Raw genomic sequence first — 24,950 nt, 5'->3', positions numbered from 1 at the left:
AAGAAATATGGCGGAAATCAGCCGCGTCGCATTATTCAGCAAGCTTTCCGCGCTCGGGTACCGGACCATCGACAGCGCGACGACATTCTGCAAGCTGCGCGGGCACGCGCATGTCGAACTGGAACATTGGGTGCACCAGATCCTGCAAATGCAGGATTCGGACCTGCATCGCATCCTGCGCCATTTCCGTATCGAGCATGCCGCGCTGGCCCGCGACCTGGTCGAGGCGCTGGACCGGTTGCCGCCCGGTGCCGGGAAGATGCTGGATCTTTCCAGCCAGGTCGATGAGGCGGTCGAGCGCGGGTGGATGTACGCCTCGCTGCAATATGGTGAAAGCCAGGTCCGTACCGGCCATCTGGTGCTCGGCATGCTGCGCACGCCTTCCTTGCGCCGGGCACTCATCGGCATATCGCGCCAATTCGCCGGGATCGATCCCGGCGTGCTGGGCGATGCTTTCGGGACCTGGCTGCGCGACTCGCCGGAGCAGGCCTCGGCACCGGGTCTTGCCCCCGCGGCCGCGCCCGATGCGGCCGGGGTGCCGGGACGCGACGACCAGCAGGCCCTGAACCGGTATACGGTCGATCTGACGGCACTGGCCCGCTCGGGCAAGCTCGACCCTATCGTCGGCCGCGACGACGAAATCCGCCAGGTCATCGATATCCTGCTGCGGCGGCGGCAGAACAATCCCATCCTGACCGGCGAGGCCGGCGTCGGCAAGACGGCGGTCGTGGAAGGCCTGGCGCAACGCATCGTGGATGGCAATGTGCCGCCCGCGTTGCGCGAGGTCTCGTTGCGCACCCTGGACGTCGGGCTGCTGCAGGCAGGGGCCAGCATGAAAGGCGAGTTCGAACAGCGCCTGCGCCAGGTGATCGATCAGGTACAGGCTTCGGACAAGCCCATTATCCTGTTCGTCGATGAGGCGCATACGCTGGTGGGCGCCGGGGGCGCCGCGGGCACCGGCGATGCGGCCAATCTGTTGAAGCCCGCGCTGGCGCGGGGCACGCTGCGCACCATCGCGGCGACGACGTGGGCGGAATACAAGCGGCACATCGAAAAGGATCCGGCCTTGACCCGCCGCTTCCAGCCGATTCCCGTGGCCGAGCCCGACGAGGCGAAGGCCCTGTGCATGCTGCGCAGCCTGGTGGGAGCCATGGAATCGCATCACGGCGTGCAGGTGCTGGACGATGCCTTGCGCGCGGCCGTCCGGCTCAGCCATCGCTATATCCCGGACCGCCAGTTGCCCGACAAGGCGGTCAGCCTGCTCGATACGGTGTGCGCGCGGGTCGCCGTCAGCCGGCATGCCACGCCGGCGGCGCTGGACCGCTGCCGCGCCGGCATCGAAGCGCTGCGCGCGGAACTTGCCTTGCTGGAGCGGGAAACCGCGATCGGATTGGGGGATGGCGCCCGCGCGGCGCGGATCGCGGCGGACCTGGCGGTGGAGGAGCAGACGCGCGCGGCCCTCGAGGCCCGCTGGGAGAAGGAAAGAGAACTGGTGGCGGCGATCGCGAGCCACCGGTCCGCGCTCTGCGGGGGCAATAACGATGGCGTCGCGGCCGGGACCGCGGACGGAGAGGGCGCCGCGCGGGAAGACCATGCGCCGCCGGGCGCGAGCGCGGCGCCTGCCGCGGCGCCGCGGCCGGACCGCTTGGCCGAATTGGCGCGGCTGGAAGCGGAACTGTCCGCGTGCCAGGGAGAACAGCCCCTGGCAGTGGCCTGCGTGGACAGGCAATCGATCGCCGCCGTCGTCCAGGATTGGACCGGCATTCCCGTCGGCCGTATGTTGAACGATGAAATCGACAGCCTGCTTGAACTCGACAAGGCGTTGGACCGCCGCATCATCGGCCAGGCACAGGCGACTACGTGTATCGCGCGGCGCATCCAGACCGCCCGCGCGGGTCTGGACCGTCCCGGCCGTCCTGTCGGTGTCTTCCTGCTGGCCGGCCCTTCGGGCGTGGGCAAGACCGAGACCGCGCTTGCCCTGGCCGACGTCCTGTATGGCGGCGAGCACAATGTCATTACCTTGAACATGAGCGAGTACCAGGAAGCGCATACCGTATCGACGCTGAAGGGCGCGCCGCCCGGCTATGTCGGCTACGGCGAAGGCGGCGTGCTGACGGAAGCGGTACGCCGCCGTCCGTACAGCGTGGTGCTGCTGGACGAGGTTGAGAAGGCGCATCCGGACGTGCACGAGGTGTTCTATCAGGTGTTCGACAAGGGCTGGATGGAAGATGGGGAAGGGCGCGTTATCGATTTCCGCAATTGCCTGATCCTGTTGACCACGAATGCCGGTTCGGATGCCATCGAGCAACTGTGTCCGGATGACGCGGACCGTCCCTCGCCCGATGACATCTGCCAGGCGCTGCGCCAGCCGCTCGTGACCGTTTTCCCGCCCGCTTTGCTGGGAAGAATGACGACGATTCCCTACTACCCGCTGGCGTTGGAAAGCATCAAAAGGATTGTTCGCCTGCAGCTGGATCGCCTGGGCACCCGCCTGCATGCGGACGATGGGGTCGAATTCGCTTATTCCGACAGCGTGGTGGACGAGATCGCCTCCCGTTGCAATGAACGGCAGAGCGGCGCGCGCCTGGTCGATTCGGTCCTGATGCAGTCGGTGTTGCCCGGGATCGGCAAGACCATGCTGGAATGGCGCCGGGAAGGACGTACGGTCGCGTCCATCCACGTCGAGGCGGCCGCCGGCGCGTTTCGTTATGAACTCGCCGAAATGTCCCCGGAGTCGACGGATGGCTGCTGATTCGCAGGGCGAGCGCCGGCTGCGGATCAGCGGCGCGGCCTTGCCGGACGATACCTTGCTGCATACGGTCCGTGGCCGCGAACGCCTGGGCAGGCCCTTCAAGTTCAATATCCTGTTTTCGTGCGGCAGCGACGTGCCGTCCGCGGACACGCTGCTGGGCAGCGCAATCACTTTGACGCTCGCCGGCCCGCATGGCGACCGTCCGTTCCACGGTATCGTGGCCCAGTTCAGCCTGGTGGAACTGGGCGGCCTGACGGAGGGCACTTCCCTGGGCCGGACCAAATACCGGGCCATCGTACGCCCCCATCTTTGGCGCCTGACACGGTCTTCGCATTGCCGGTTCTTCTACGACAAAACCGTCCTCGATATCGCCAAGCATCTGCTGGACGAACAGAATGTCGCGTACCGCGATGCCTGTGTCGGCGCCTATCCCAAGCTGGACAACTGCACGCAGTACCGGGAAACCGATTTCAACTTCCTGCACCGCCTGCTGCAGCGGGAGGGAATCTATTATTACTTCGAGCACAAGGATGGCACGGACACGCTGGTCTTCGTCGACGACCCGCAGCAGCACGGCGCTATCCCGCATTACGAGACCATTCCCTTCAACGCCGTGCGCCAGGGCGACGGCAGCGACCCTGCCGGGGAATCCATATACGGCTGGAAAAACCCTCGTCGCGTCGTGCCGGGGCGCAGCCAGACGAACGCGTTCGACTTCCTGAACGTCGCCCGCAGCACAAGCCAGGGCCTGACGGGGAATGCCACCAGTGAAAAGGGCGGAAACAAGGCCTATGTGATCCAGGAGCCTGCGCTCTGGTATGACGATGACAGCGACGCCGTACGCTATGCGTGGGCCCGGCTGGACGCGCATCTGCCCCGGGCGTCGCGGGTAATGGGCCGCGCCACCGCAATGGGCATGTGCCCGGGCGCCTGGTTCACGTTGACGGGGCACGGCTGCGCGGAGCAGAACGGCAAGTATCTCGTTACGGATGTGCGGTACCGCATGAGCGACGGCTATCACCCGATGCGTCCGCTGGGCGGTGATGGTTCCTCGCCGCACGACGATACGGCGCGGGGACGCCGCCGCCGCAGGCTATTCGATTGCCGGTTTCGCGCCATCCCGCGCGATAGCCGCTATCGCGGCCGTTGCTGGGCTGCCGTGCCGGTCGTCGGCCCGCAGACCGCCATCGTCATCGCGCCCGACGGCGACGATTTCGCCACCGACACGCACGGCCGGATCAAGGTGCAATTCCACTGGGAACAATTCAACCCGCCCAGCACCAGCCAGGCGATGCAACGCTGCTGGGTGCGGGTGGCGCAGCCCTGGGCCGGTGACCGCTGGGGCGCCATGTTCCTGCCGCGCAAGGGCCAGGAGGTGCTGGTGGATTTTCTGAACGGAGACCCCGACAAGCCTATCGTGGTGGGCGGACTCTATAACGGCAAGAGCAAGCCGCCTTATGTCCTGCCCGATGCGGCGGCAGTATCCACGATACTCACGCAAGGGACGGGAGCGGGGAACGCCGGCAAGCGCAACGAACTGCGGTTCAACGATGAAAAGCTGCAGATCCTGCTTTACACCGACGGCAACCAGGACAACTACACCGAGCACGACAGCCTGACGTATGTCGGCCATGATTCGCATACCTTCGTGGAAGGCCACCAGCTGATCGAGGCCCAATACCAGGACGTGACGGTAGGCGCCAGCCAGCTGACGCGCGCGCGCGACGTATCGCTGAACGCCAGCCTGAGCGTGGTGCACGAAGCAGGGGAAAAATACGTCATCAAGAGCGAGATGGTGCACATCAAGGCGGACGCGACCATGGTGCTGGAAGCATCCGCCATGCTGTCGCTCAAGGTGGGGGGAAGCTTCGTGTCGATCGGTCCCGATGGCGTGCATATCTCGGGGCCGATGGTGTACCTGAACTCGGGCGGGGCCGCGGGAAGCGGCCCGGGCGGCTCGACGAAGATGCCCGACCATCCCAAGAAGGCCGATGACGGCAAATCGGTGAAGCGGAACTGACATGGCGCTGCCCGTCGTACTCGGTGCGGAATTGATGTGCACCTTTGGCACCGCTCCGTCCACGCTCATTGTGGCGCCCGAATCCCGCGTGCTCGTGGAAGGCCGCCCCGCGGCCAACATCGAGGACAACAAGCCCATCGTGAACATTGTGCCGTTCACCCTGTGCACCTCGGTGGCCAACCCGGCGGTGGAGTCGGCGACGGCGGCGGCCATGGGCGTTCTGACGCCCATGCCTTGCATCCCTATCGTTGAAGCGCCCTGGATGCCCGGCGCGCCAACCGTGCTGGTAGGCGGACTTCCAGCGCTGGACAACAACTCGCGCTGCATGTGCCAGTGGGCCGGCGTGATCTCCATCGTCTTGCCGGGTCCCGTGCGCACACTGGTGCCTTGAGAAGGATTCCGCCCGGCCTCGGCCGCGCTTGCGCCGCCTACGATTTTTCCCAATGTCCGCACGCCTGGATAGTGCGATCCTTTCGAAAGGCATCGGATTCCTTATGGGTAGCGATCGTACCGGCCTCGCGCGGCGTACATGCCACGTCCTTGACCAAAGGGCATTGGATGACGCAGCGCGGAGTCAAACCAGCGCCGCCGCGCACCATCGCGTCGGCCGCTTCGAGGATGAGCGGATGAACGACAACTTCTGGAACACCTTCAATATCCGGGCGGGCGCTCTCGATGCGCTGGCCCGCGTCGATCTGTTGGCAGGCGACCCCACGTTGGATCGTCGCCTCGCGGTGCTGGCGGACGCCGATCCGCTGGGCTTGCGCATCGCGCGCCGCGGGCCGGCCGGGCATTGCCCGGGGAGCGCGCGCGACTGCGTCTCACCGGAGCATTACGCCTATCGATTACCCACGCAGGCAAGCGCGGTGCCGGCATGGCGTTTGGATCTCGATGTGTGATCGTCGCCGGCTTGCTGTCCGCCTGCTGATCGCGGGCTGCCTGCTTGCCTGCCTGGCCGCGTGCGCCTCGGCGCCCGCGGAGCAGCGGCGCGTTTGTCTGCGCCTGGTGGCGTCCCCGACGCTCAATCCGGACCGCGATGGGCGCGCGTCGCCCGTGGTCGTCCGGATTTATGAGCTCACCCAGGCTGACGATTTTCTCCAGGCGGGATTCTTCGATCTGTACGGCAACGACAAGCAGCTGCTGGGCGATGCCATGCTTTCCCGTTCGGTCGTCTCGGTGCGGCCCGGTCAGCAGCTCGACATCAGCCATGCATTCGTGCCGGGCACGCGGTATATCGCGGTGCTCGTTGCCTATCGCGACATCTATCGTTCCCGCTGGCGCTCCGTCGTCAGGCTGCCGCAAGCCGATGACGACGAGGCCGATAGCGATTGGATGCTGAAGCTTAATGCGGACAGGTTCACGGTGACGCCGCTCGATGGCAAGAACGATAAGGGTTCCTGGAAAGAGGGGAGTCATGTACTGGAACAGTAAGATCATCTGGTCCGAAGGCATGCTGCTGCAGCAGCAGCATCTACAGCAGCATGACCGCTACTGGCGCAATTACATCGAAGGACGCTTCGGGCGCGGACCGCGAGGCTGGGGTCTTTCGAGATTGGAGGTGGACGAGCACCAGCTTGCCCTGGGCAAGCTGGCATTGCTGGCCTGCGAAGGCATCATGCCGGACGGCACACCGTTCAGCTTGCCGCTGGACGACGACCTGCCCCCGGCCCTCGAGGTCCCGGACGATGCGCGCGATGTCCTGGTAGTGCTGGCCTTGCCGCTGGCGCGGCCAGGCGCGCCCGAGGCCGCGGGCGACGCGCCCGAGGCCACTCATGCGCGCTTCCGTATCGCCGAATGCGAAGTGCGCGACGCCAATGCTGGCGCGGACCAGGACGCGCTGCTGCAGGTCGGGCGCCTGCGGCTGCGCATGGCGTTCCACCATGAGGCCGCCGAAGGCCATACCGTCCTGGGTATCGCCCGGGTCGTCGAGCGCCGGTCCGATGGCACGGTGGTCCTGGATCGGGCGTACTGTCCGCCCGTCATCGATTGCCGCGCGGCGCCTCGCCTGACGCGCCTCGTGGACGAACTGGTGGGCCTGCTCGGCCAGCGCGGGGCCGCGCTGGCGAATCGCCTGGTTCAACCGAACACCCATGGCGCGGCGGAGATCGCCGAGTTCCTGCTGCTGCAACTGGTCAATCGCGCCGAACCGCTGTTCGCGCATCTTTCGTCGGCCGGCGGACTGCATCCGGAGCATCTTTACCGGGAAATGCTGCGGCTGGCCGGCGAACTGGCCTGCTTCAGCCAGGGCGACCGCCGGCCTCCCAAGTTGCCCCCGTATCGGCATGACGACCTGGACGGGTGCTTCCGGCCGCTCATGGAGTACCTGCGGCGTGCGCTGTCGGCGGTCATCGAGCCGCAGGCCATCGCCATTCCGCTGGAGGAGGGGCAGTTCGGGATGCGCGTGGGACGTATTCCCGACATAGGCCTGCTGCGCTCCGCCAGCTTCGTGCTGGCCGCGGGGGCCGATCTGCCTGCCGATGCGCTGTGGTCCAGCCTGCCCGCCAAACTGAAGGTGGGACCGGTCGAGAAAATCCATGATCTGGTTACCCTGCAGTTGCCAGGCATCGCGTTGCGCACGTTGCCGGTCGCACCGCGCCAATTGCCCTTTCATGCCAACAATTGCTATTTCGCGCTGGATGCCGCCGATGAACTGTGGGCAGAGCTGTCCATGTCGGCGGGTATCGCGCTGCACGTGGCGGGTGATTTCCCTGGCTTGCACCTGGAGCTCTGGGCCATACGCCAATGAAGATAGTCGACTACTCGCCGAGTCCGGACGGCGGGCCGCCGGGCGCCACGGCGCCTTTGGCCATCATCGGTGAGGGCCCGCCGTCCACGCCGGCGTTCGCCCCATGCGGCGTACCGGTGTTCCTGCCGCGCCATGCCCTCAATCCGCTGGTCGGGGCGGCGCATCCCTTGCTGGAAATCGGCATGCTGCTGCGCCAGGGCCGGCACCCGCCACCCTTGGCGCTGGAGGAATTGCGGACCCGGCTGGTCGCCATGGTGCGCGCGTTCGTGGACGCCTGCGCGCACTTTCCCACGGATGTCGTCGCGGCCGCCCGTTATTGCCTCTGCACCTATGTGGACGAGGCCATCGCCGCCACCCCATGGGGAGGCGAGGCATGGTCGGCGCGCAGCCTCCTTGTCATCTTCCATGGCGAATCGTCCGGCGGCGAACGTTTCTTTACCATCCTGCACGAGCTGTCGCGCGATCCGGCGGCCAACATCGATGCGCTGGAATTGCTGTCGGTGATATTGGCGCTCGGCATGCAGGGCCGCTATCGGCTGTCGCCGCAGGGTATCGCCTCGCTCGGACAGGTGCGACACAAATTGCGGGGCCTGATCCGCCAGGTGCGCGGCGCCCCGGAGGCCGCCCTGTCGCCGCGCTGGCGGGGCGAACGGGTGCCGCCGCGCGGCCCGTTCATATTGCGGCCGCTGGGGTGGGTGGTGGCGGGGGTGATCCTTGCGCTGGTCTCGCTGCACGGATGGCTGAATCTGCGCCTGCGGCAACACGCGGATGCGGTCGCATTGGCGCGCGAGGCCGTGCGGGTCACCGCACCCATTCGTGCTCCGGCACCGCCGCCCGCCGTTGCGCCGCCGCGCCCGCAGCCGGCCGCCGCGCCCATGCCTTTCGCTCCCCAGCTCGATCAGGTCCTGGCCGCCGACATCGCGGCACAACGGGTACGTATCGATCGCCGTTCCGACCGCGTCGTTCTCACCCTGAATACCGACGGGCTGTTCGCTTCCGGCAGCGCGCGGGTAGCTCCCGCCGATCTTCCCCTGATACGCCGGATCGGTGACGCGCTGCGCGGCGTTCCCGGGCAGGTCGTCGTGGTGGGACACACGGATGACCAGCGGCCCGCGCCCGGGGCCCCTTCGAACTGGGCGCTGTCGCTGGCGCGCGCCACGCAGGTCGTCGAACTCCTGCGCCAGGAGACGGACACGCCCGCGCGGTTCCTGGCGCAGGGAAGCGGCAGCAGCCAGCCCGTCGCTTCCAACGACACGCCCGCGGGACAGGCCCGCAACCGGCGCGTGGTGATCACCGTACTGGCGCCCGGCGCCACCCCGTAGCGCCGCGTCCGTCGCCATCGTGGCCCCAGGGCCCGGATCCTCATTTCGAGAACGCGCTTTATGCTCAAAAGAATCTTCGGCGGGTTGACATTCCGCCGCTTCCTGATGGCCTTGGTGGTGCTACTGGGCATCGGGTTCATCGTGCACCAATCGCCGCGCTTTTCCTATGCGGGGCATGCGCCTTTCGCGACGCCGGCGGCGCGTGCCTGGCTGACACTGGCCTTGTGCCTGCTGTGGGTTTTCGCGCATGGCCTGATGGTTTTGGTGCGCCGCCTGGACCGCGTGCGCATCAGCTGGGAGCCCGCGCCGCCCGAGCCCGCCGCCCCCCAGTACGACGACGGTCCCCTGGTGGCCGCGCGGGACAGGCTCGACATGCTTTTCAGGGCGGTGCGACGCGTGCTGCGCAAGGATGGCCCGGCATGGCGGCTGGGCCGGCACAGCCTTTACCGCCTGCCGTGGTATGTCGCCCTGGGCGATGCGGGCAGCGGCAAGAGCCTGCTGCTGGCATCCTCGCGCCTGGGAATGTCGGAGCCCGGCGACGATTCCCAGTGGCAGGCGGGCGATCCTTGCCGGTTCTGGCTGGGTAACCACGCCCTGCTGATAGAGACGGGCGGTGCTTTGGTAGCCGCCGAAGGCGGCGTCGGTTTCGCACACGCCGTCTGGCAGCGCCTGCTCAAACGGACGTGGCAGGCGCGCCGGTTTTGTCCCGTCAACGGTGTCATCGTCGTTCTCAACGTACAGGATCTGCTGGGTGGCGAGCAGTTGGCGTTGGCGCGCGCGCAGGATGCCCGCGCCCGCCTGCGCGATATGCAGCGGCGCTTCAGGGCGCCGTATCCCGTGTATGTCGTCGTCGCGCAATGCGATCGCCTGGCCGGCTTCGAAGCGTTTTTCGCCCACCTGGACCGTGCCGCGGCGGAACAGGTGTGGGGGGTGACGTTCGCCGATTCGACCGGTCAAGGCAACGGGGCGGCACTGGCCGCATTCGAGAACGAATTCGCGACGCTGGTGCGCCGTCTGCAGGATCGCGTCGTGTATCTGACGGCGACCGCCGGCGACGACGTGCAGGCGGGCGCGATCTATGGGTTTCCCACTCAGTTCGAAGCCATGGGCGAACCCCTGGGGGCATGGCTGGGACATGTGTTCGCGCGTTCGTTCCACGCGGAGGCGTCCTGGCTGCGCGGGGTGTATTTCACCAGCGCCGCGCAGGATGGCGATGTCCGGGCCGTTTCCTCGAGTGCCGTCGCCGCGTTCGTCCGCGATGCCGCGCCGTCGCGGCAACGGGGTACCGCCCATGCCCACGGTTACTTCATCACTGGCCTGCTGCGCGATGTGGTGTTCCAGGAGCGCGGACTTGCCGACCGGGCCGCGGCGGATATGCGGCGGCGCGCCTCGCGCTATCTGTGGCCGGCCGCCCTGGTTCTCGCGGTGGTCATTGCCGGCGCGATGCTGGCGGCCGGATATCAGCGTAACCGCGCCTTGATCCAGAAGGTGCACGGCGACACGACCAAGCTTGCCGCGCTCGCGGCCGGCGTGACCGCTCACGGGCGCGGCGCCGAACTGCCCCGGATGCTGGCCCTGCTGGATGCCGCCAGCCGGCCGGTGCTTCCGCCGGAGTCTTCCATCGTCGATGCCATCGTGCTGCACGGCGCCGGCCTGTACCAGGGCGATACGCTGGCCGACACGGCGCATGCCGAATATCACGCGCTGCTGCGGCAGACCCTGCTGCGTTTCGTCCAGGCCCGCGCACGCCAGGCGATGACCAATACCGCGCGCGGCGACATGCCGCGGTTTCGCGCCCTGCGGACCTACCTGATGTTGAGCGATCCGGAGCACTACGATGCCGGCGCCGTCATGGCATGGACGATGCGCGATATCGAGCTCCTGCCGCTGACGGATGCGCGGCGCGCCGATATGCTGGCCTATGTAAAGGATTTGTTCGAGGCCCCCGATTTCGATGCCGCCTTGCCGATGGACGCCGCCGTGGTGGCGCGCATGCGCGCCGAACTGACCGCGCGGCCGCTGGCGGACCGCGTATACGACATGCTGGAGTCCGATCTGTCCGAAGCGGTGCCGCAAGCCCTGTCGGTGGCGCTCCTGGAAGGAATGAACACGCCCCTGGTGTTGCGCCGTCCGAGCGGACAGCCATTGTCGGAGGGGGTGCCCGGCGCGTACACCCTCGCGGGCTACCGCCTTTACGAGGCCATGCGCGACCAGCTGATCGCCGATACCGAAAGAGACGGCTGGGTGCTGGGGCAGGCGAGCTCCCCAGCGGACGCCGTCCGTCTGCGCGATACGCTCGACAGGGACTATTTCTCGCATTACATCTGGGCATGGGATGCGTTGCTGAGCGACACGCGCGTGGGTCCCTTGCCAGCCGACGCCCGCGACGGCGCCGCCGAGATGCACGTACTCGCGGGCGCGGATTCCCCCTTGAGGCGTTTCCTCCAGGGCGTGGTCGCGCAGACCACGCTGGCCGCCAAGGGCGACCCGGACACGCCCGTGGACCGCCATTTCGACCCGCTGCACCAGTTGTTCCTCGCGCAGGATGGCGGCGTTCCGCCCATCGTCAGGATCCAGGGCGCCATCGAAAGCGCCGCGCAGTTCCTGGACGCGGTGGATGCCGCCCGCCAGCATGGGCTGGCGCCGCCGCCCGCGGAGGCGCTCGCATCCCTGCAGGATGCCGCCGAGGGCCAGCCGGCGCCGGTGCGGGACATGTTGCAGCAGCTGGCCAACGATGGAAAGGCGGTGGCGCTGGATGACGTGCGCCGCCGCATCGACGAACTGTGGCGCGCCGACGTCGCGCCGTTCTGCCATGCCGCGGTCGATAACCGTTATCCGGTCAATCCGCAGTCCGGCCAGGATATGACGCAGGACGATTTCAATCGCCTGTTCGCGCCCGGAGGCCTGCTGGACGCCTTCTTCCACGCCAATCTGTTGAACTACGTCGACATGAGCGCCAACCCGTGGCGCTGGCGGCCGAATGCCGCGCGGCTGGGTTTCTCGCGCACCGCGCTGCAGGTCTTCCAGGACGCGGCGACGATACGCCAGGCGTTTTTTCCCGACGGCGGCAAGACGATGTTGATCCATTTCCAGCTGTCGCCGATATTCCTGGATCCGTATTTCACGCAATTCAATCTGACCCTGGGGGCCCAGACGCTAAGGTATTCGCACGGTCCGGCCATTCCGACCGGGTTCGCATGGCCGGGCGGCGGCGCGCAGTCCGGGCGCATCGACTACGAGCCCGCGGATCCCGAGGGCCGCAACGGACATAGCGTAAGCGGCCCATGGGCGCTGTTCCGCCTGCTGGACATGGGAACCTTGCAGGCGGTCCGAAGCGATCGCTTCAAACTCGATTTCGATCTGTCGGGCAAACGCGCGTCGCTGCAGCTGGACGCGGGCAGCGTCATCAATCCCTTCGCCTTGACGGCGTTGCATCGCTTCCGCTGCCTGGATCGGCTGCTGACCGTCGGTCCCGCGGCGAAGCCGCCGCCGCCCCCGCGCCAACTGCCGGCGGACCCGGCAAGCGGCGTCGGCGCGGGACGCTAGGGCTGCCGTACGGTCTGGTCCAGCACGCCATCGATCATTACGTAAGGCCAGCCCTCGTCGCACCGCGCCACCCGGCCTCGCACGCCGTACACCGCGGCCAACGTATCGGGCCTGATCACCTCCGCCGGCGGACCTTCGGCGGCCAGCGCGCCGGCACGCAGCAGCACGGCCCGATCGGTGTGCCGCAGGGCGATGTTCAGATCGTGTACCGCCATCAGCGTGATCAGCGACCGCGCCCGGGTTTCGCGCGTCAGCAGCGCCATGACCTCGAACTGGTGGCGCAGGTCGAGGGCGGACAAGGGTTCGTCCAGCAGCAGGACGCGCGGTTTGCGTACCAGCGCCAGCGCCAGGCCGGCCAATTGTCGCTGTCCGCCGGACAGCTCGTCCAGGTAGCACAGGGCCAGGTGCGCGATGCCAAGCCGCTCCAATAGCGCATGCGCGCGGCCGGCATGGTCGCCGCCGTTGCTTCGTGCGGCGTGTGCGCGGTCGGCGGCCACGACCGCTTCCAGTACGCGCAGGTGCACGGCCGCGGGCAGGTCCTGGGGCATGTAGGCCACCAGCGTCGATCGTTCCGCCGGCGGCAGCGTCGCCAGGTCTTGCCCCGCCAATGCGATCGTGCCGCCGCGCAGGGGCATCAGCCCCGCCACGGTTTTCAGCAGAGTGGATTTGCCGCAGCCATTGGGACCCAAGACCGCGGCGACTTCGCCGGCCCGCAGCCCTTGCAGCGACAGGGCCGCGAAGACGTCTCGCCCGCCATACCCGGCGCGCATCGCCGAGACCGCCAGTCCGGCATCCGGTGTGGGGGGTACAGTGCCGGACGGTTCGCGGGTCATGGCAGCTGCCGCCGCAGCACGACGGCCAGGAAGACCGGCAGCCCGGCCAGGGCAGTGACGATGCCGATCGGCAGTACCAGCCCGGGTACGAGGGATTTCGAGAGGATGGACGCCAAGGACAGGACGATCGCCCCGACCAGCGCGCTGCCGGCGAGATAGAAGCGGTGATCCTCGCCGAACAGGCGGCGGGCGATGTGGGGCGCGACCAACCCGATGAAACCGATGACCCCCGCCAGCGAGACGGCCACCGCGGAGAGCAGGCTGACGCGCGCCAGCGCGCCCAGGCGCAGGCGCCGCACGTCCACGCCGAAGCTGGCGGCCCGCTCCGCGCCCAGGCGCAGCGCCGTCAAGCGCCACGCGGCGCGCAGCGAAAAAGGCATCGCGACGGCCAGTGCCAGCGCCAGCGCGCCCACTTGCGGCCAGCCTATCCGGCCCAGGCTTCCCATCGTCCAGAAGACCAGGTTCTGCAAGGCCTGCGCGCTGGCCACGAACTGGATGGCCGAAACCAATGCGTTGCACAGGAAAACCAGGGCAATGCCGAACAGCACCACGCCGCTGGCGCGCATCCCGCTCCAGCGCGCCATGGCATCCAGCAGCAAGGCCGCGGCGGCGGCGAACGCGAAAGCGAACGCCGCAATCGACCAGTCCGGCGCTATCCCCGGCGCAAGCCAGGCGCCGAACACAATGGCCACGGACGCCCCCAACGCGGCGGCGGACGACACGCCCAGGGTATCCGGGCTGGCCAGCGGATTGTTCAGGACAGTTTGCATCTCGGCGCCAGCCAGGCCCAGCGCCATGCCGACCAGGGCCGCGGCCAGCGCGTAGGGCAGGCGTATCGACCAGACGATGACGCGTTCGACCGGTGCCGCTTCGCCCGGATGCAGCAGGGCATCGAGCAAGGCGGGAATCGGAAGGGGGCTGCTGCCCGTGAGGAAGTCCGCCAGCATGGCCGAGCCGATCAGCGCGGCCAGGACGAAAAGCAAAAGCTGGCGCCGTCGCAGGATGCCCCGGTACCGCCGGACCGGATCGGGCGCCGCCACGCCGGCCATCGCGCTATTGCAGCAGTTGCAGGCGGTTCTTGGCGGTGTCCGCGGCGGGCGTGCCGGGATAGTCCTTGACGATCCGCTGCAGGGTCGCCTTGGCGCCCGCGCGGTTGTTCATTTCGATCTGGCTGCCGGCGATGACCAGCAGCGCATCGGGCGCGCGCGGATTGTCCGGCGCGCTCTTGACCATGTTCTGCAGCTGGTCGATGGCGCCCTTGTAATCCTTGGTCGCGTACTTGCTGCTGCCCAGGTAGAACTGCGCCGTGGGCGACAGCTGGCTGTTGGGGTACAGGGCGAGGAAGGCGGTCAGCCCATCGGCGGCTTCCTTGTACTGCCCTTTGCGGAAAAGGTCGATGGCACCGTCGTAGGTGGACTGTTCCTGGGGATCGCCCGCGGTCGCGCCGCCCGTATCGGACTGGGTGCCATTGGCCGGCGCGCGCGGCACCGACTGATGCATGGCTTGTTCGATCTGGTTGCGCAGTTCGGTCACCTGCTGCTGCAGCGACTGGATCTGGTCCGCCAGCTGCATGCGGGAGTTCTCACCGATCTGCCGCATCTGCTGGATTTGCTGGCGCAGCTCCAGGATCGCCTTGCGGGCGTCGTCGTCCGCGAAGGCATGGGCGGGTGAGGAGAGGGCGGCGAAGGCGATGCCGGCGGCAGCCACCAGGAGACGCAAAGACGGGGCTCGATCGTTCATGAGAATTCCTGGGTCGAGATAAAAACATGCGCCGGGCGGCCCTTCGACCGTCCCGACGCATGTTGCAAGGCAAAGAGATCAGCTGTTGTCAGCCGTTCGGATTAACGCTGGTAGACGATATCCGCGCGGCGGTCCTGCGCCCAGCTGGATTCGTCCGTACCGGTGGCGTGTTCCTTGCCGAAGCTCGTGACTTCGATTTGCGAGGCATTGACGCCATTCAGCTTCATCAGGTCAGCGACGGCGTTGCCGCGACGCGTACCCAGGGCCAGGTTGTACTCGGAGCTACCGCGCGGGTCGGTGTTGCCCTGGATCTGGACCTTCTGCGTACCGTGGCTGGTCAGGTAGCCCGAGTGCATCTGCACCAGGGACTTGTACTGATCGCTGACGGTGTAGCTGTCGAAATCGAAGAAGACGCTCTTCTGTTGAGCAAGGGGGCTGCTCGGGTTGAACGGGTCCATGACCGGACCCGCGCCGCCGCCGGCGGTGCCCGCCGTGCCAGATCCCTGTCCTGCCTTGTCATCGAGCGGGACGGAGCTGCAAGCGGCTAGAGTTGCGACGAGCGCTGCAACGGTTAGGCTTTTGGCAATGCGCGACTTCATGATGGTTCCTTTGTTTGGTAAGTGAGTCACACGTGTTAGCGGGTAAATGGGCCCCAAGTCGGTTCGTTGATCTGTCCGTTCAGTACCGATAGCGTTTGGCGCACACGGCCATCGCTCGATACCACTGCGAGAACATTACGTCCGCCCTGGATAGCCGCGTATAGTACTTGCATTCCATTCGGTGCAAAACTGGGAGATTGGTCATCGTTGCCATTAGTCAGCAAAGTTTCGTTCCCGCTGGACAGATTTAGCGAAGCGATGCGAAATGCGCCGTCGCGTCTTGCAACGTACACGAGGGTCGAACCATCGGGCGAAATACGGGGTGAGACGTTGTAACCACCGTTAAACGTCAGCCGGCGGGGCTCCCCGCCTCCCAATCCCACCTGGTAAATCTGCGGGCCGCCGCTGCGGTCGCTGGTGAAAATGATGGACCGGCCGTCCGGCGTAAAGGTCGGTTCGGTGTCGATGCCGGGCGAACGGGTAACCCGGCGCAGGTTGGAACCATCCGCGCTGATGGTGTAAATCTGCGACAACCCGTCGCGGGTCAGCACGATCGCCAGCATGCTGCCGTCCGGAGACCACGCGGGCGCACTGTTGTTGCCTTTGTAGTTGGCCACGGGCACCCGGGCGCTGGTGGCCAGGGTATGGACATACACCACCGGCTTGCCGGATTCGAAGCTCACATAGGCCAGGCGCGAGCCGTCCGGAGACCAGCGCGGCGAAATGATCGGCTCGCGCGACCGCAGGGCGACCTGCGGATTCTGTCCGTCCGCGTCCGCGACCTGAAGCTCATAGGTATTGCCCTGCTTCAGGACATAGGCGATACGGGTCGAAAACACGCCGCGCACTCCCGTAATTTTCTCGTAGATGCGGTCGGCGATCTGGTGGGCGATCCGGCGCAATTCCTGTTCGGAGCCTGAAAACGCGACGCCGTCCAGCTGGCCCCGCTTGACCGTGTCGGCCAGGCGGTAGCGGATGTCGTAGCGGCCGTCGGGGGTTTGGCTGATGCTGCCATAGGCCAGGAAATCCGCGCCCCTGCCGCGCCAGTCGTCATAGTTGACGCTGCTGTCCACCGTCAGGCCGGCGTTGGAGCCGTCGATCAGGCGGAATTGGCCGGTGCGGTTCAGGTCGGCGCGGATGACCTCCGCCAGGGCGTGTCCGCGCGTGCTATCGCCAGCGAAATCGGCGATGGCCACGGGGTACTGCGTGGCGCCCGTGCCGGAAATGTCCACGCGCAGCTGGGCGTGGGCAGGCCGTGCGGCCAGCAGGATTGCCAGCAACACCAACAGGCCGAAACCGTAGGTCCTCAGCGCAGCCCGGATCGGGGATCGGCGATAAGCTGGAGTCATGGTAAGCAATCTCCTGTCAGTCATACATGCGGTAAATAACGTCGATCAACGGCTCGTACCGCCCGGTCGAAGGTTTCGGGAAGGGGTTGCAGCGCCGGATGCCGGTTTCCACGGCGCGGTCGAAACCGGAGTTGCCCGACGACGAAGTCAGGGTTACCGCGGACACGCTGCCGTCCGAACGTAACTGTACCCGGTATTGCACCGTCGGGTTGGCGGAGCCGGCGCGCGGAGGTGTCGGGTAGGACACGCCCGGCTGGATGCACGCGCGGACCTTGGCGCCGTAACCATCGTCGCGTCCGCCGCCAGCCTGGTTGCGGTCCGCCGTGCCGCCGGGAATCCCGGCCGCGCCCAGCGCGTCGTTGCGGAAGGCCTCTTTCAAGGCACGATCGGCGGCGGCCTTCTTGGCCGCGGCGGCTTTTTCGGCGGCGGCTTTTTCCGCGGCGGCCTTGTCGGCCGCGGCTTTCTCGGCAGCGGCCTTGTCAGCGGCGGCTTTCTCCGCCGCTGCCTTCTTGGCCGCGTCTTCCTTGGCCTTCTTGTCGGCCGCCGCCTTTTCCGCGGCGGCCTTGTCCGCGGCGGCTTTCTCGGCTGCCGCCTTGTCCGCCGCCGCTTTTTCGGCTGCGGCCTTGTCGGCCGCCGCCTTCGCTGCCGCCGCTTTTTCGGCGTCCTGACGCTGTTTTTCCAGGCGTTGCTTTTCTTCCAGCGCGGCCTGCTGGCGTTCCTTCTCCAGGCGTGCCTGTTCGGCCGCTGCTGCCTGGCGGTCCTTTTCTTCCTGTTCCTTCTTCTTGCGCGCCGCTTCCAGGGCGATTTCCGGATCCGGCGTGTCCTGCGGCTGGACCTGCGGCTGCGGCGGTGGCGGCGGGGGCGCGGGCTGCGGCGGGGGCGGCGCCGGCGGCGGTTCGGGTGTGGGCTGCGGTTGCGGTTGCGGCGTGGGTTCAGGCTGTGGCGTCGGCGGCGGCGATACCGGGGAGTCGCCGTTGGCCCACAGCTGTACCTGTACCGGGCCCGGGTTTTCCGTGCGCCAGTTCACGCCCAGCACCAGGACCAGCACCAGGATCAGGTGGACGGCCACGGCAAAGCCGAATGCTTTCCGATTGTCCTGCGGGGGCGGGGCTTCCGGCGCGCGGCCGGAGTGCTTGATGAGAGGTGGCGTCATTGAGTCGAATGGATAGGGCGCGGATCAGCGTTTGGGCGTCGCCGGCGCGGGACGCTGCGGCTGGCCGGCGGCCGCGGCGGCGGCCCCGGTGGAGGATTGCTGGTCGACCAGCAGCCCCAGGCGCGTTACGCCATTCGTGCGCAATTCGTCCATGACCTTCACGACCGATTCGTAGGGCACCTTGCCGTCGGCGGCGATGACGACCGGCGTATCCGCGGTGATGCGCGAACGCACCTGGCTGACCAATTCCGAACGGCCGATGTTTTCCGGGGTTGCGCCCGGTTCGCGCATGCGCAGCGCGATATCTCCGTTCTGCGAGATCTGCACTTCCAGGGGCTTGACCGGCACGTCGGACGCCTGGCCGACCGAGGGCAGGTTGATCAGTCCGGGCGTGATCAGCGGCGCGGTCACCATGAAAATCACCAGCAGCACCAGCATCACGTCGATGTACGGCACGACGTTGATGTCGGCCTTCATGCGGCGGCCGGTACGGCCGTTCGAGCGTACCGAGGGCATCAGCGCACCTGTCGTTGCAGGATGTTCAGGAATTCATCGACGAAGCTGTCGAACCGGATGGACAGGCGGTCGATGTCGTTGGTGAAACGGTTGTAGGCCACGACCGCCGGGATTGCCGCGAACAGGCCGATGGCGGTGGCGATCAGGGCTTCGGCGATACCCGGCGCCACGGAGGCCAGCGTGGCCTGCTGCATGTTCGACAGCCCGATGAAGGCGTGCATGATCCCCCATACGGTTCCGAGCAGGCCGATGTACGGGCTGACGGAGCCGGCCGAGGCCAGGAAGTTCAGGTGCGATTCCAGCGCGTCCATCTCGCGCTGGTAGGCCGCCCGCATGGCGCGCCGTGCGCCGTCCAGGACGGCGTTGGCATCGTTGGCCGCGGCCCGGCGGGCTTTCAGGAATTCGGTCATGCCGGCATCGAAGATGCGGGCCAGCGCGCCTTGTTCGGCGCGGCGGTTGGCCACCGCCTGCTGCAGCATGGACAGGTCCCCGCCCGACCAGAAGTCGTCTTCGAAGCGGCGCGTCTGCTGATGCGCGCGCTTGATGGCGTAGCGTTTCGCGAAGATATAGGTCCAGGACATGATCGAAATGCCCAGGAGCAAAAGCATGATCAGTTGGACCGGCACGCTCGCATGCGCGATCAGTGCGAACAACGACAGGTCGTTGGAGACTTGCATTTTTATCCCTGAATAGATTCGAGTAGTGCGCGCAATTCCGGAGGCAGCTCCGCCGGCCTCAGGCTGATCGCATCCACACAGCACACTTGGATGTTGCCCTCGGCCAGCAGTTCCCCGCTGCGTTCCGCCCGCTGCGCGAAGTGTATCGAAGCCCGGCGTACTCGTGTTACACGCGAGCGTATGGTAAGCACGTCGTCCAGACGGGCGGGTTTCCGGTAGGACATGTCCAAACCGGCGACCACGAAGAGATGGCCGGATTCGCGAGTCAGCCTGGATTGGTCGAAACCCAGCGCGCGCAGCCATTCCGTCCGGCCGCGTTCCATGAATTTCAGATAGTTGGCGTAGAAAACGATCCCGCCGGCGTCCGTGTCTTCGTAATAGACACGGACGTCCAGCGTCGATTCCGACAAAAGGTACGGCGACAACGGGGTGATCAAAGGGTTTCCAGCTTGGCCAGCACTTGCTCCAGCGCCTGGTCGACCGGCACCGTACTGGCGCTGGCTTCACGGCGGGCCTGCAATTCGATCACACCGTCCTTCAGTCCGCGCTCTCCAACTGTTACGCGCAAGGGGGCGCCTATCAGCTCCCATTCAGCGAACATCACACCCGGGCGTGCATCGCGGTCGTCCAGGATTACGTCGATGCCACGCTCGCGCAGCGCCGTATAGAGCGTTTCAGCCGTGTTACGAACAGTTTCACTTTTTGCCCATCCGACGGGGCAGATCACGACCTCGAAGGGCGCCAGCGCGCGCGGCCAGACGATGCCGCGGGCGTCGTGGTTCTGTTCGATGGCGGCCGCGGCGATGCGGGTGATGCCGATGCCGTAGCAACCCATTTCCAGGGTGGCGGGCTTGCCCGTTTCGTCCAGGTAGGTGGCCTTCAGCGCCGACGAATACTTGGTGCCCAGGTAGAACACGTGGCCGACTTCGATGCCGCGCTGGATGACCAGGGTGCCCTTGCCGTCCGGCGCCGGATCGCCCGCCACCACATCGCGCAGATCGGCGACCTGGGCCGGTTCCGGCAGGTCGCGGACCCAATTGGCGCCCACGTAATGGTAGCCCTCGCGGTTGGCGCCGCAGACGAAATCGCCCATGTTGGCGACGGTCCGGTCGGCAATCACGGTTACGGGAAGTTGCGTGCCGATGGGGCCGAGATAGCCGGGCTTGCAGCCAAAATGCGCGACGATTTCCTCTTCCGTGGCAAAGCGGTAGCCTTGGTCCAGACCCGGGACCTTGGCCGTCTTGATCTCGTTCAGGACATGATCGCCGCGCAGCAGCAGTAGCCAGAGGCGAATCTGGCCCGGTTCAGGCTCCGTGGCCAGGACGATGGATTTGACGGTGGCTTCCAGCGGGATGCCCAGCTGGGCCGCCACGTCTTCGCACTTGGCCGCGCCGGGCGTCGGCACGGCTTCCAGGGCGCGCGCCGGCGGCTGCCGTTCGGCGATCAGCGCGGCGGCCTCCGCCAATTCGATATTCGCCGCGTATTGCGTTTCGGGGTTGTAGACGATCAGGTCTTCCCCGGTGTCCGCGATCACCTGGAATTCATGGCTGCGCGTGCCGCCGATCGAGCCGGTATCGGCCGCGACCGCGCGGAATTCCAGCCCCAGCCGGCGGAAAATCCGCATATAGGCGTCGTACATTGCGTCATAGCTGCGCAGGGCGCCGGCTTCGTCGCGGTCGAAGGAATACGCATCCTTCATCGTGAACTCGCGCCCGCGCATCAGGCCGAATCGGGGACGCCGTTCATCCCGGAACTTGGTCTGTATGTGATAGAAGTTCAGCGGCAACTGGCGCCAGCTATGGATTTCGTTGCGGGCGATGTCGGTGATCACCTCCTCCGAGGTGGGCTGCAGCACGAAGTCCCGGTCATGGCGGTCCTTGAAGCGCAGGAGCTCCTGTCCGTACTGGACCCACCGTCCCGATTCCTGCCAGAGTTCCGCAGGCTGCACGACCGGCATCAGCAGTTCGATGGCGCCGGCCGCGTTCATTTCTTCCCGGACGATCTTCTCGATTTTGCGGATGACCCGCAGGCCCAGGGGCATGTACGTATAGATTCCCCCGGCAAGCTTGCGGATCATGCCGGCACGGGTCATCAGCTGGTGGCTGACGATTTCGGCCTCGGCGGGCGCTTCTTTGAGTGTATTGATGTGATAGTTGGAGGCGCGCATGGTTTCCAGGAGGCAGCAGGTACGTATAATCAGACGTAATTGTATTGAATTTGGTGGGGGTGGCCCATGCTGGACCGCGAAGGCTACCGTCCCAATGTCGGCATCATTCTCGTCAACACGAAAAACGAGGTCTTTTGGGGCAAGCGAATCCGGGAGCACGCCTGGCAGTTTCCACAGGGCGGAATCAAGTACGGCGAAAGCCCGGTGCAGGCGATGTATCGCGAACTCCATGAAGAAGTGGGCTTGAAGCCCGAGCATGTCCGCATTTTGGGGCGCACACGCGATTGGCTGCGCTACAACGTCCCGGACCATTTCGTCCGGAGGGAATGGCGTGGTCATTACAAGGGCCAGAAGCAGATCTGGTTCCTGCTCAGGCTGGTCGGGCGTGACAGCGACGTCTGCCTGCGCGCCACGCAGCACCCGGAGTTCGACGCCTGGCGCTGGAGCCAATACTGGGTCCCGCTCGATGCCGTCATCGAATTCAAGCGGGACGTCTACACGCAGGCCTTGAACGAGCTCTCGGCTATCCTGTTCAGGCGGCACCACGAAACACGCTACCTGCGCCAACGGGTGCACGGGCAGCGCGCTGCCGAGAATCTGGCTGGAGGGCCCGAGGGCCATGCGCATATTGCTGGTTGAAGACGAAAGAGACATGGCGTCCTGGCTGGTGCGTGCACTGGCCCAAAGCGGTTTCGTGCCAGACCATGCGCCGGACGCGCGCACGGCCGAAGCCTTCATGGCGGGAACGGAATACGACGCCATCGTGATGGACCTGCGCCTGCCGGACAAGCACGGCCTGGTCGTGCTGCGCGAGATGCGCAACCGCGACGATCGTACGCCGGTATTGGTGCTGACGGCGCAGGGGGCCTTGCAGGACCGGGTGCGGGGGCTGAACCTGGGCGCCGACGACTTCCTGACCAAGCCCTTCGCGCTCGAAGAGCTCGAAGCGCGACTCACAGCGCTGGTGCGTCGCAGCCGGGGCCGGCAGCATCCGCGGCTGCAATGCGGCTCGCTGTCCTACGACAGCGAAAGCCGGGCCTTCACGCTGGACGGCTCGCTGCTGTTCCTGACGCCGCGCGAACATGCCGCGCTGGCGGCGCTCCTGACCCGTAGCGGCTATCCCGTGGACAAATCGCAGCTGTTCGGCAAAGTGTTCAATCACGACAGCGAAGCGAATCCGGACGCCATCGAGGTCGTGCTGCATCGCCTGCGCAAGAAACTTGCGGGCAGCGATATCCGCATCGTTACCGTGCGCGGGCTGGGCTATATGCTCGAAAGCGTGGCCAGCGAATCCCAATCGGCGGATGCCTAGGGCTTGGCGGTCCTTCCCGAAACCGCGCACTGACCGTGGCCGCACACTCCACGCCGCGACAGGCGCCGACGCAGCGGGTTTCCGGACGCCCTTGGTATGCGCGGGTCGGCATACGCGCGCTGCTCATTACGCTCCTTCTGCCGGGCGTGATCGCGCTGCTGGTCATCGACAGCTATAACGACTACCAGACGCTGGCGGACATCACCAACGATGCCTACGATAGCGCTCTGCTGGAGCCGGCACGGGTACTGGAAAGCAGTATCGAGTTCACCCCGGACGGCACCCTGCAGGTCGTGACCCCGCTGTATGCGCAGGTCATGCTGGAATCGCGCGCCGGCCTGCGCAAATACTTCCGCATCGAGGAAATCGATCCGCCCTTGCCCTCCGGACAGGCGCCCGGCTCGCCTGGCGTGGCGCTGCTGGGTATGCCGGATATCCCGCGTCCGCCCGTCTGGCCTCGCAGCGACGGGCAGCCGGTGTTCTATGACGGCGCCTACCGCAACGATCCGGTCCGGATGGTGGCGCTGGTGCGCGATCTCTACTACCACGGCACGCACCGGCAGGTGCTTATCCTGGTGGGCGAAAGCACCGGCAAGCGCATCGAGGCCGAAGACGCCGCCCGGCGCAAAGAGCTGCTGCGCGACGGCCGCATGCTCGCCCTGGTGGTCCTGATGGTCTGGTGGGGCGTGGCCTGGGCATTGCGCCCCCTGGCCAGGCTGCGCAACGACATCCGCGCGCGTTCGGCCGATGACCTGACGCCGCTGGACGCCTGGCGGGTGCCTTCCGAAGTCGCCCCCCTGGTCGAGGCGGTCAATCATCACATCGCGCGGCACCGGCACATGCTGGACGAACAGTCGCGGTTTCTCGACGATGCCTCGCACCAGTTGCGCACGCCGCTGGCCATCATGTCCACCCAGGCGCAATACGCCTTGCGCGAACGGGACCCCGCCTTGATGCGCGACGGCCTGCGCGCCATCGTCGCGCAGCTGGGGCGCACCCGCCGCCTGACCGAACAGCTGCTGCAACTCGCGCATGCAAGCCAGGGCGGGGAAGCGCCGCATCGCGTACTGGACCTGAACGATGTGGCACGCGAGGTCGTACTGCAATATTTGCCGCTCGCACACGAAAAGCAGCAGGACCTGGGCTGGAGCGATGCGCGCGGCGACGCCGATGAAAGCGGCCTGACAGGCCCGGCGGCTCCCGTGGCCGGTTCCGAGGTGGAACTGCATGAGGCCATCGCCAACCTGGTCCACAATGCGGTGAACTACGCGCCCCGTGGGGCACGCATCACCGTATCGGTCGTGCGGGGCGATACCCGTGTCGAAGTACGGGTGTCCGATAACGGGCCGGGACTCAACCCGGCCCTGCGCGCGCGGGCCTTCGCGCGCTTCGATCGCGCCGGTGTAGAGGCGGGCGGCGCGCCCACTTCCGGGTCCGGGCTGGGGCTGGCCATCGCGCAGGCCTATGCCCGTCGCAATGGCGGCGATATCGTCCTGGCCGATGGCGAAACCAACTCCCATGGCGGAGTGGGGCTATGCGCCATCCTATGGATACCCCTGTTAGGGGATAACCCTGGGATTCAGGAACAAGACAGTCTAAAGAAAGCGGATTAGCAGCTTTCGTCCTTATTCTGCCCTCCAGGCTCACGGTGCTTTGTGAGAGGGACGTGCTCACCCTGAGTACTTCCTATAAAGGCTGGTGTAAGCCTAGTACACGGAGGAATGCAGTGGAAACACTGAAAAAATACAACAAGGACTACTACGGCGGAGCGCTGATGGTCCTGATCGGCCTGGGGTCGATATACGGCGGTCTGAATTACCAGATCGGTTCGCTTAGCCATATGGGGCCCGGGTTCTTCCCGGCAGCGGTGGGGGGATTGCTGGCTTTCACGGGGATCTTGATCGCCATCGGCGCAAAGACCGGAGCAAAAGACAAGGAAGAAGACGGCACGCACGTGCCTTCGTCGCATCCGACGGGCATGCCCGACATGCGCGGTGCGATCTGCATCATCGTCGGTATCCTGGCCTTCATCGGCCTGGGCCAGTATGGCGGCTTGTTGCCGGCCACGTTCGCCATCACGTTCATCTCGGCGCTGGGCGATCGCAAGAACACGGTGAAGCAAGCTTTCATCCTGTCGGCGGGCATGGTGGTTATCGCCGTGGTCGTGTTCTGGTGGGCGCTGCAATTGCAGTTGCCGCTGTTCCAGTGGGGTTGATAC

Annotated in this window: 22 protein-coding genes; 12 read left to right on the top strand and 10 right to left on the bottom strand. The window is 66.4% G+C overall.

The features are described from left to right. Positions 1 to 7 precede the first annotated feature (7 nt). From tssH to tssM, 8 genes are read left to right on the top strand one after another with little or no spacing between them, the layout of a single operon-like run. Complete coding sequence (gene tssH, locus CAL28_RS23695) at positions 8 to 2,752, top strand: type VI secretion system ATPase TssH (protein ID WP_094843610.1); 2,745 nt, start codon at positions 8 to 10, stop codon at positions 2,750 to 2,752. Further along, a complete protein-coding gene (locus CAL28_RS23690; protein WP_094843609.1) occupies positions 2,742 to 4,772 on the top strand; it encodes a type VI secretion system Vgr family protein in 2,031 nt (676 codons plus the stop codon). The genes tssH and CAL28_RS23690 overlap by 11 nt, the downstream gene beginning before the upstream one ends. Position 4,773: 1 nt before the next feature. Continuing rightward, positions 4,774 to 5,163, top strand: a complete 390-nt coding sequence (locus CAL28_RS23685; protein WP_094843608.1) for a DUF4280 domain-containing protein — start codon at positions 4,774 to 4,776, stop codon at positions 5,161 to 5,163. Between the two features lie 52 nt (positions 5,164 to 5,215). Then, on the top strand, positions 5,216 to 5,671 hold the full coding sequence (locus CAL28_RS29840) for a hypothetical protein (protein ID WP_176464086.1): 456 nt from the start codon (positions 5,216 to 5,218) through the stop codon (positions 5,669 to 5,671). Continuing rightward, entirely contained in the window at positions 5,664 to 6,203 is a 540-nt protein-coding gene (gene tssJ, locus CAL28_RS23680) for a type VI secretion system lipoprotein TssJ (protein ID WP_176464085.1), read from the top strand. Before CAL28_RS29840 ends, tssJ begins: the two co-directional genes overlap by 8 nt. Continuing rightward, a complete protein-coding gene (gene tssK, locus CAL28_RS23675) occupies positions 6,187 to 7,518 on the top strand; it encodes a type VI secretion system baseplate subunit TssK (protein WP_094843606.1) in 1,332 nt (443 codons plus the stop codon). Before tssJ ends, tssK begins: the two co-directional genes overlap by 17 nt. Beyond that, positions 7,515 to 8,840, top strand: a complete 1,326-nt coding sequence (gene icmH / locus CAL28_RS23670; protein ID WP_094843605.1) for a type IVB secretion system protein IcmH/DotU — start codon at positions 7,515 to 7,517, stop codon at positions 8,838 to 8,840. The genes tssK and icmH overlap by 4 nt, the downstream gene beginning before the upstream one ends. A 60-nt stretch (positions 8,841 to 8,900) precedes the next feature. Further along, positions 8,901 to 12,386 carry a type VI secretion system membrane subunit TssM gene (tssM, locus tag CAL28_RS23665; protein WP_094843604.1) on the top strand — a complete coding sequence of 1,162 codons (3,486 nt, stop codon included), beginning with the start codon at positions 8,901 to 8,903 and terminating at the stop codon, positions 12,384 to 12,386. On the opposite strand, the gene CAL28_RS23660 is transcribed toward tssM, so the two are convergent. From CAL28_RS23660 to CAL28_RS23615, 10 genes are all read right to left on the bottom strand, one after another. Continuing rightward, positions 12,383 to 13,219: an ABC transporter ATP-binding protein gene (locus CAL28_RS23660; protein ID WP_094843603.1), complete on the bottom strand. Its 837-nt coding sequence runs from the start codon at positions 13,217 to 13,219 to the stop codon at positions 12,383 to 12,385. The two genes, tssM and CAL28_RS23660, sit on opposite strands and share 4 nt — an antisense overlap. After that, positions 13,216 to 14,268 (bottom strand): FecCD family ABC transporter permease, encoded by a 1,053-nt coding sequence (locus CAL28_RS23655; protein ID WP_094843602.1) that lies wholly within the window; start codon positions 14,266 to 14,268, stop codon positions 13,216 to 13,218. The genes CAL28_RS23660 and CAL28_RS23655 overlap by 4 nt, the downstream gene beginning before the upstream one ends. Before the next feature lie 4 nt (positions 14,269 to 14,272). Further along, positions 14,273 to 14,959, bottom strand: a complete 687-nt coding sequence (ybgF, locus tag CAL28_RS23650; RefSeq protein ID WP_094843601.1) for a tol-pal system protein YbgF — start codon at positions 14,957 to 14,959, stop codon at positions 14,273 to 14,275. A gap of 101 nt (positions 14,960 to 15,060) precedes the next feature. Next, positions 15,061 to 15,558, bottom strand: coding sequence for an OmpA family protein (locus CAL28_RS23645; protein ID WP_094843600.1), 498 nt, complete (start codon positions 15,556 to 15,558; stop codon positions 15,061 to 15,063). A 35-nt stretch (positions 15,559 to 15,593) separates the two neighbouring features. Then, positions 15,594 to 16,907 carry a Tol-Pal system beta propeller repeat protein TolB gene (tolB, locus tag CAL28_RS23640; RefSeq protein ID WP_094843599.1) on the bottom strand — a complete coding sequence of 438 codons (1,314 nt, stop codon included), beginning with the start codon at positions 16,905 to 16,907 and terminating at the stop codon, positions 15,594 to 15,596. Between the two features lie 16 nt (positions 16,908 to 16,923). Then, positions 16,924 to 18,060 carry a cell envelope integrity protein TolA gene (tolA, locus tag CAL28_RS23635; protein WP_094843598.1) on the bottom strand — a complete coding sequence of 379 codons (1,137 nt, stop codon included), beginning with the start codon at positions 18,058 to 18,060 and terminating at the stop codon, positions 16,924 to 16,926. Positions 18,061 to 18,084: 24 nt separating this feature from the next. Beyond that, positions 18,085 to 18,576 carry an ExbD/TolR family protein gene (locus tag CAL28_RS23630; RefSeq protein ID WP_094843597.1) on the bottom strand — a complete coding sequence of 164 codons (492 nt, stop codon included), beginning with the start codon at positions 18,574 to 18,576 and terminating at the stop codon, positions 18,085 to 18,087. After that, positions 18,576 to 19,253 (bottom strand): protein TolQ, encoded by a 678-nt coding sequence (gene tolQ, locus CAL28_RS23625; RefSeq protein WP_094843596.1) that lies wholly within the window; start codon positions 19,251 to 19,253, stop codon positions 18,576 to 18,578. Before tolQ ends, CAL28_RS23630 begins: the two co-directional genes overlap by 1 nt. Positions 19,254 to 19,255: 2 nt before the next feature. Next, positions 19,256 to 19,687: a tol-pal system-associated acyl-CoA thioesterase gene (gene ybgC, locus CAL28_RS23620; protein WP_254926326.1), complete on the bottom strand. Its 432-nt coding sequence runs from the start codon at positions 19,685 to 19,687 to the stop codon at positions 19,256 to 19,258. Next, positions 19,687 to 21,420 (bottom strand): proline--tRNA ligase, encoded by a 1,734-nt coding sequence (locus CAL28_RS23615; protein ID WP_094843595.1) that lies wholly within the window; start codon positions 21,418 to 21,420, stop codon positions 19,687 to 19,689. The genes ybgC and CAL28_RS23615 overlap by 1 nt, the downstream gene beginning before the upstream one ends. Positions 21,421 to 21,486: 66 nt before the next feature. Between CAL28_RS23615 and CAL28_RS23610 the strand changes: the two genes are divergently transcribed. From CAL28_RS23610 to CAL28_RS23595, 4 genes are all read left to right on the top strand, one after another. Continuing rightward, positions 21,487 to 22,059 carry an RNA pyrophosphohydrolase gene (locus CAL28_RS23610; RefSeq protein ID WP_094843594.1) on the top strand — a complete coding sequence of 191 codons (573 nt, stop codon included), beginning with the start codon at positions 21,487 to 21,489 and terminating at the stop codon, positions 22,057 to 22,059. Then, positions 22,040 to 22,732, top strand: a complete 693-nt coding sequence (locus tag CAL28_RS23605; RefSeq protein WP_094843593.1) for a response regulator — start codon at positions 22,040 to 22,042, stop codon at positions 22,730 to 22,732. The genes CAL28_RS23610 and CAL28_RS23605 overlap by 20 nt, the downstream gene beginning before the upstream one ends. Before the next feature lie 110 nt (positions 22,733 to 22,842). Further along, positions 22,843 to 24,345: a sensor histidine kinase gene (locus tag CAL28_RS23600; RefSeq protein ID WP_254926325.1), complete on the top strand. Its 1,503-nt coding sequence runs from the start codon at positions 22,843 to 22,845 to the stop codon at positions 24,343 to 24,345. 161 nt (positions 24,346 to 24,506) lie between these two features. Beyond that, positions 24,507 to 24,947: a tripartite tricarboxylate transporter TctB family protein gene (locus CAL28_RS23595; protein ID WP_094844805.1), complete on the top strand. Its 441-nt coding sequence runs from the start codon at positions 24,507 to 24,509 to the stop codon at positions 24,945 to 24,947. Positions 24,948 to 24,950 lie beyond the last annotated feature (3 nt).

This window comes from Bordetella genomosp. 11, from assembly GCF_002261215.1.
Taxonomy (GTDB): Bacteria; Pseudomonadota; Gammaproteobacteria; order Burkholderiales; family Burkholderiaceae_B; genus Bordetella_C.
The sequence above is the reverse complement of the archived record's forward strand: the minus strand, read 5'-3'. Positions and strand labels throughout refer to the sequence as shown.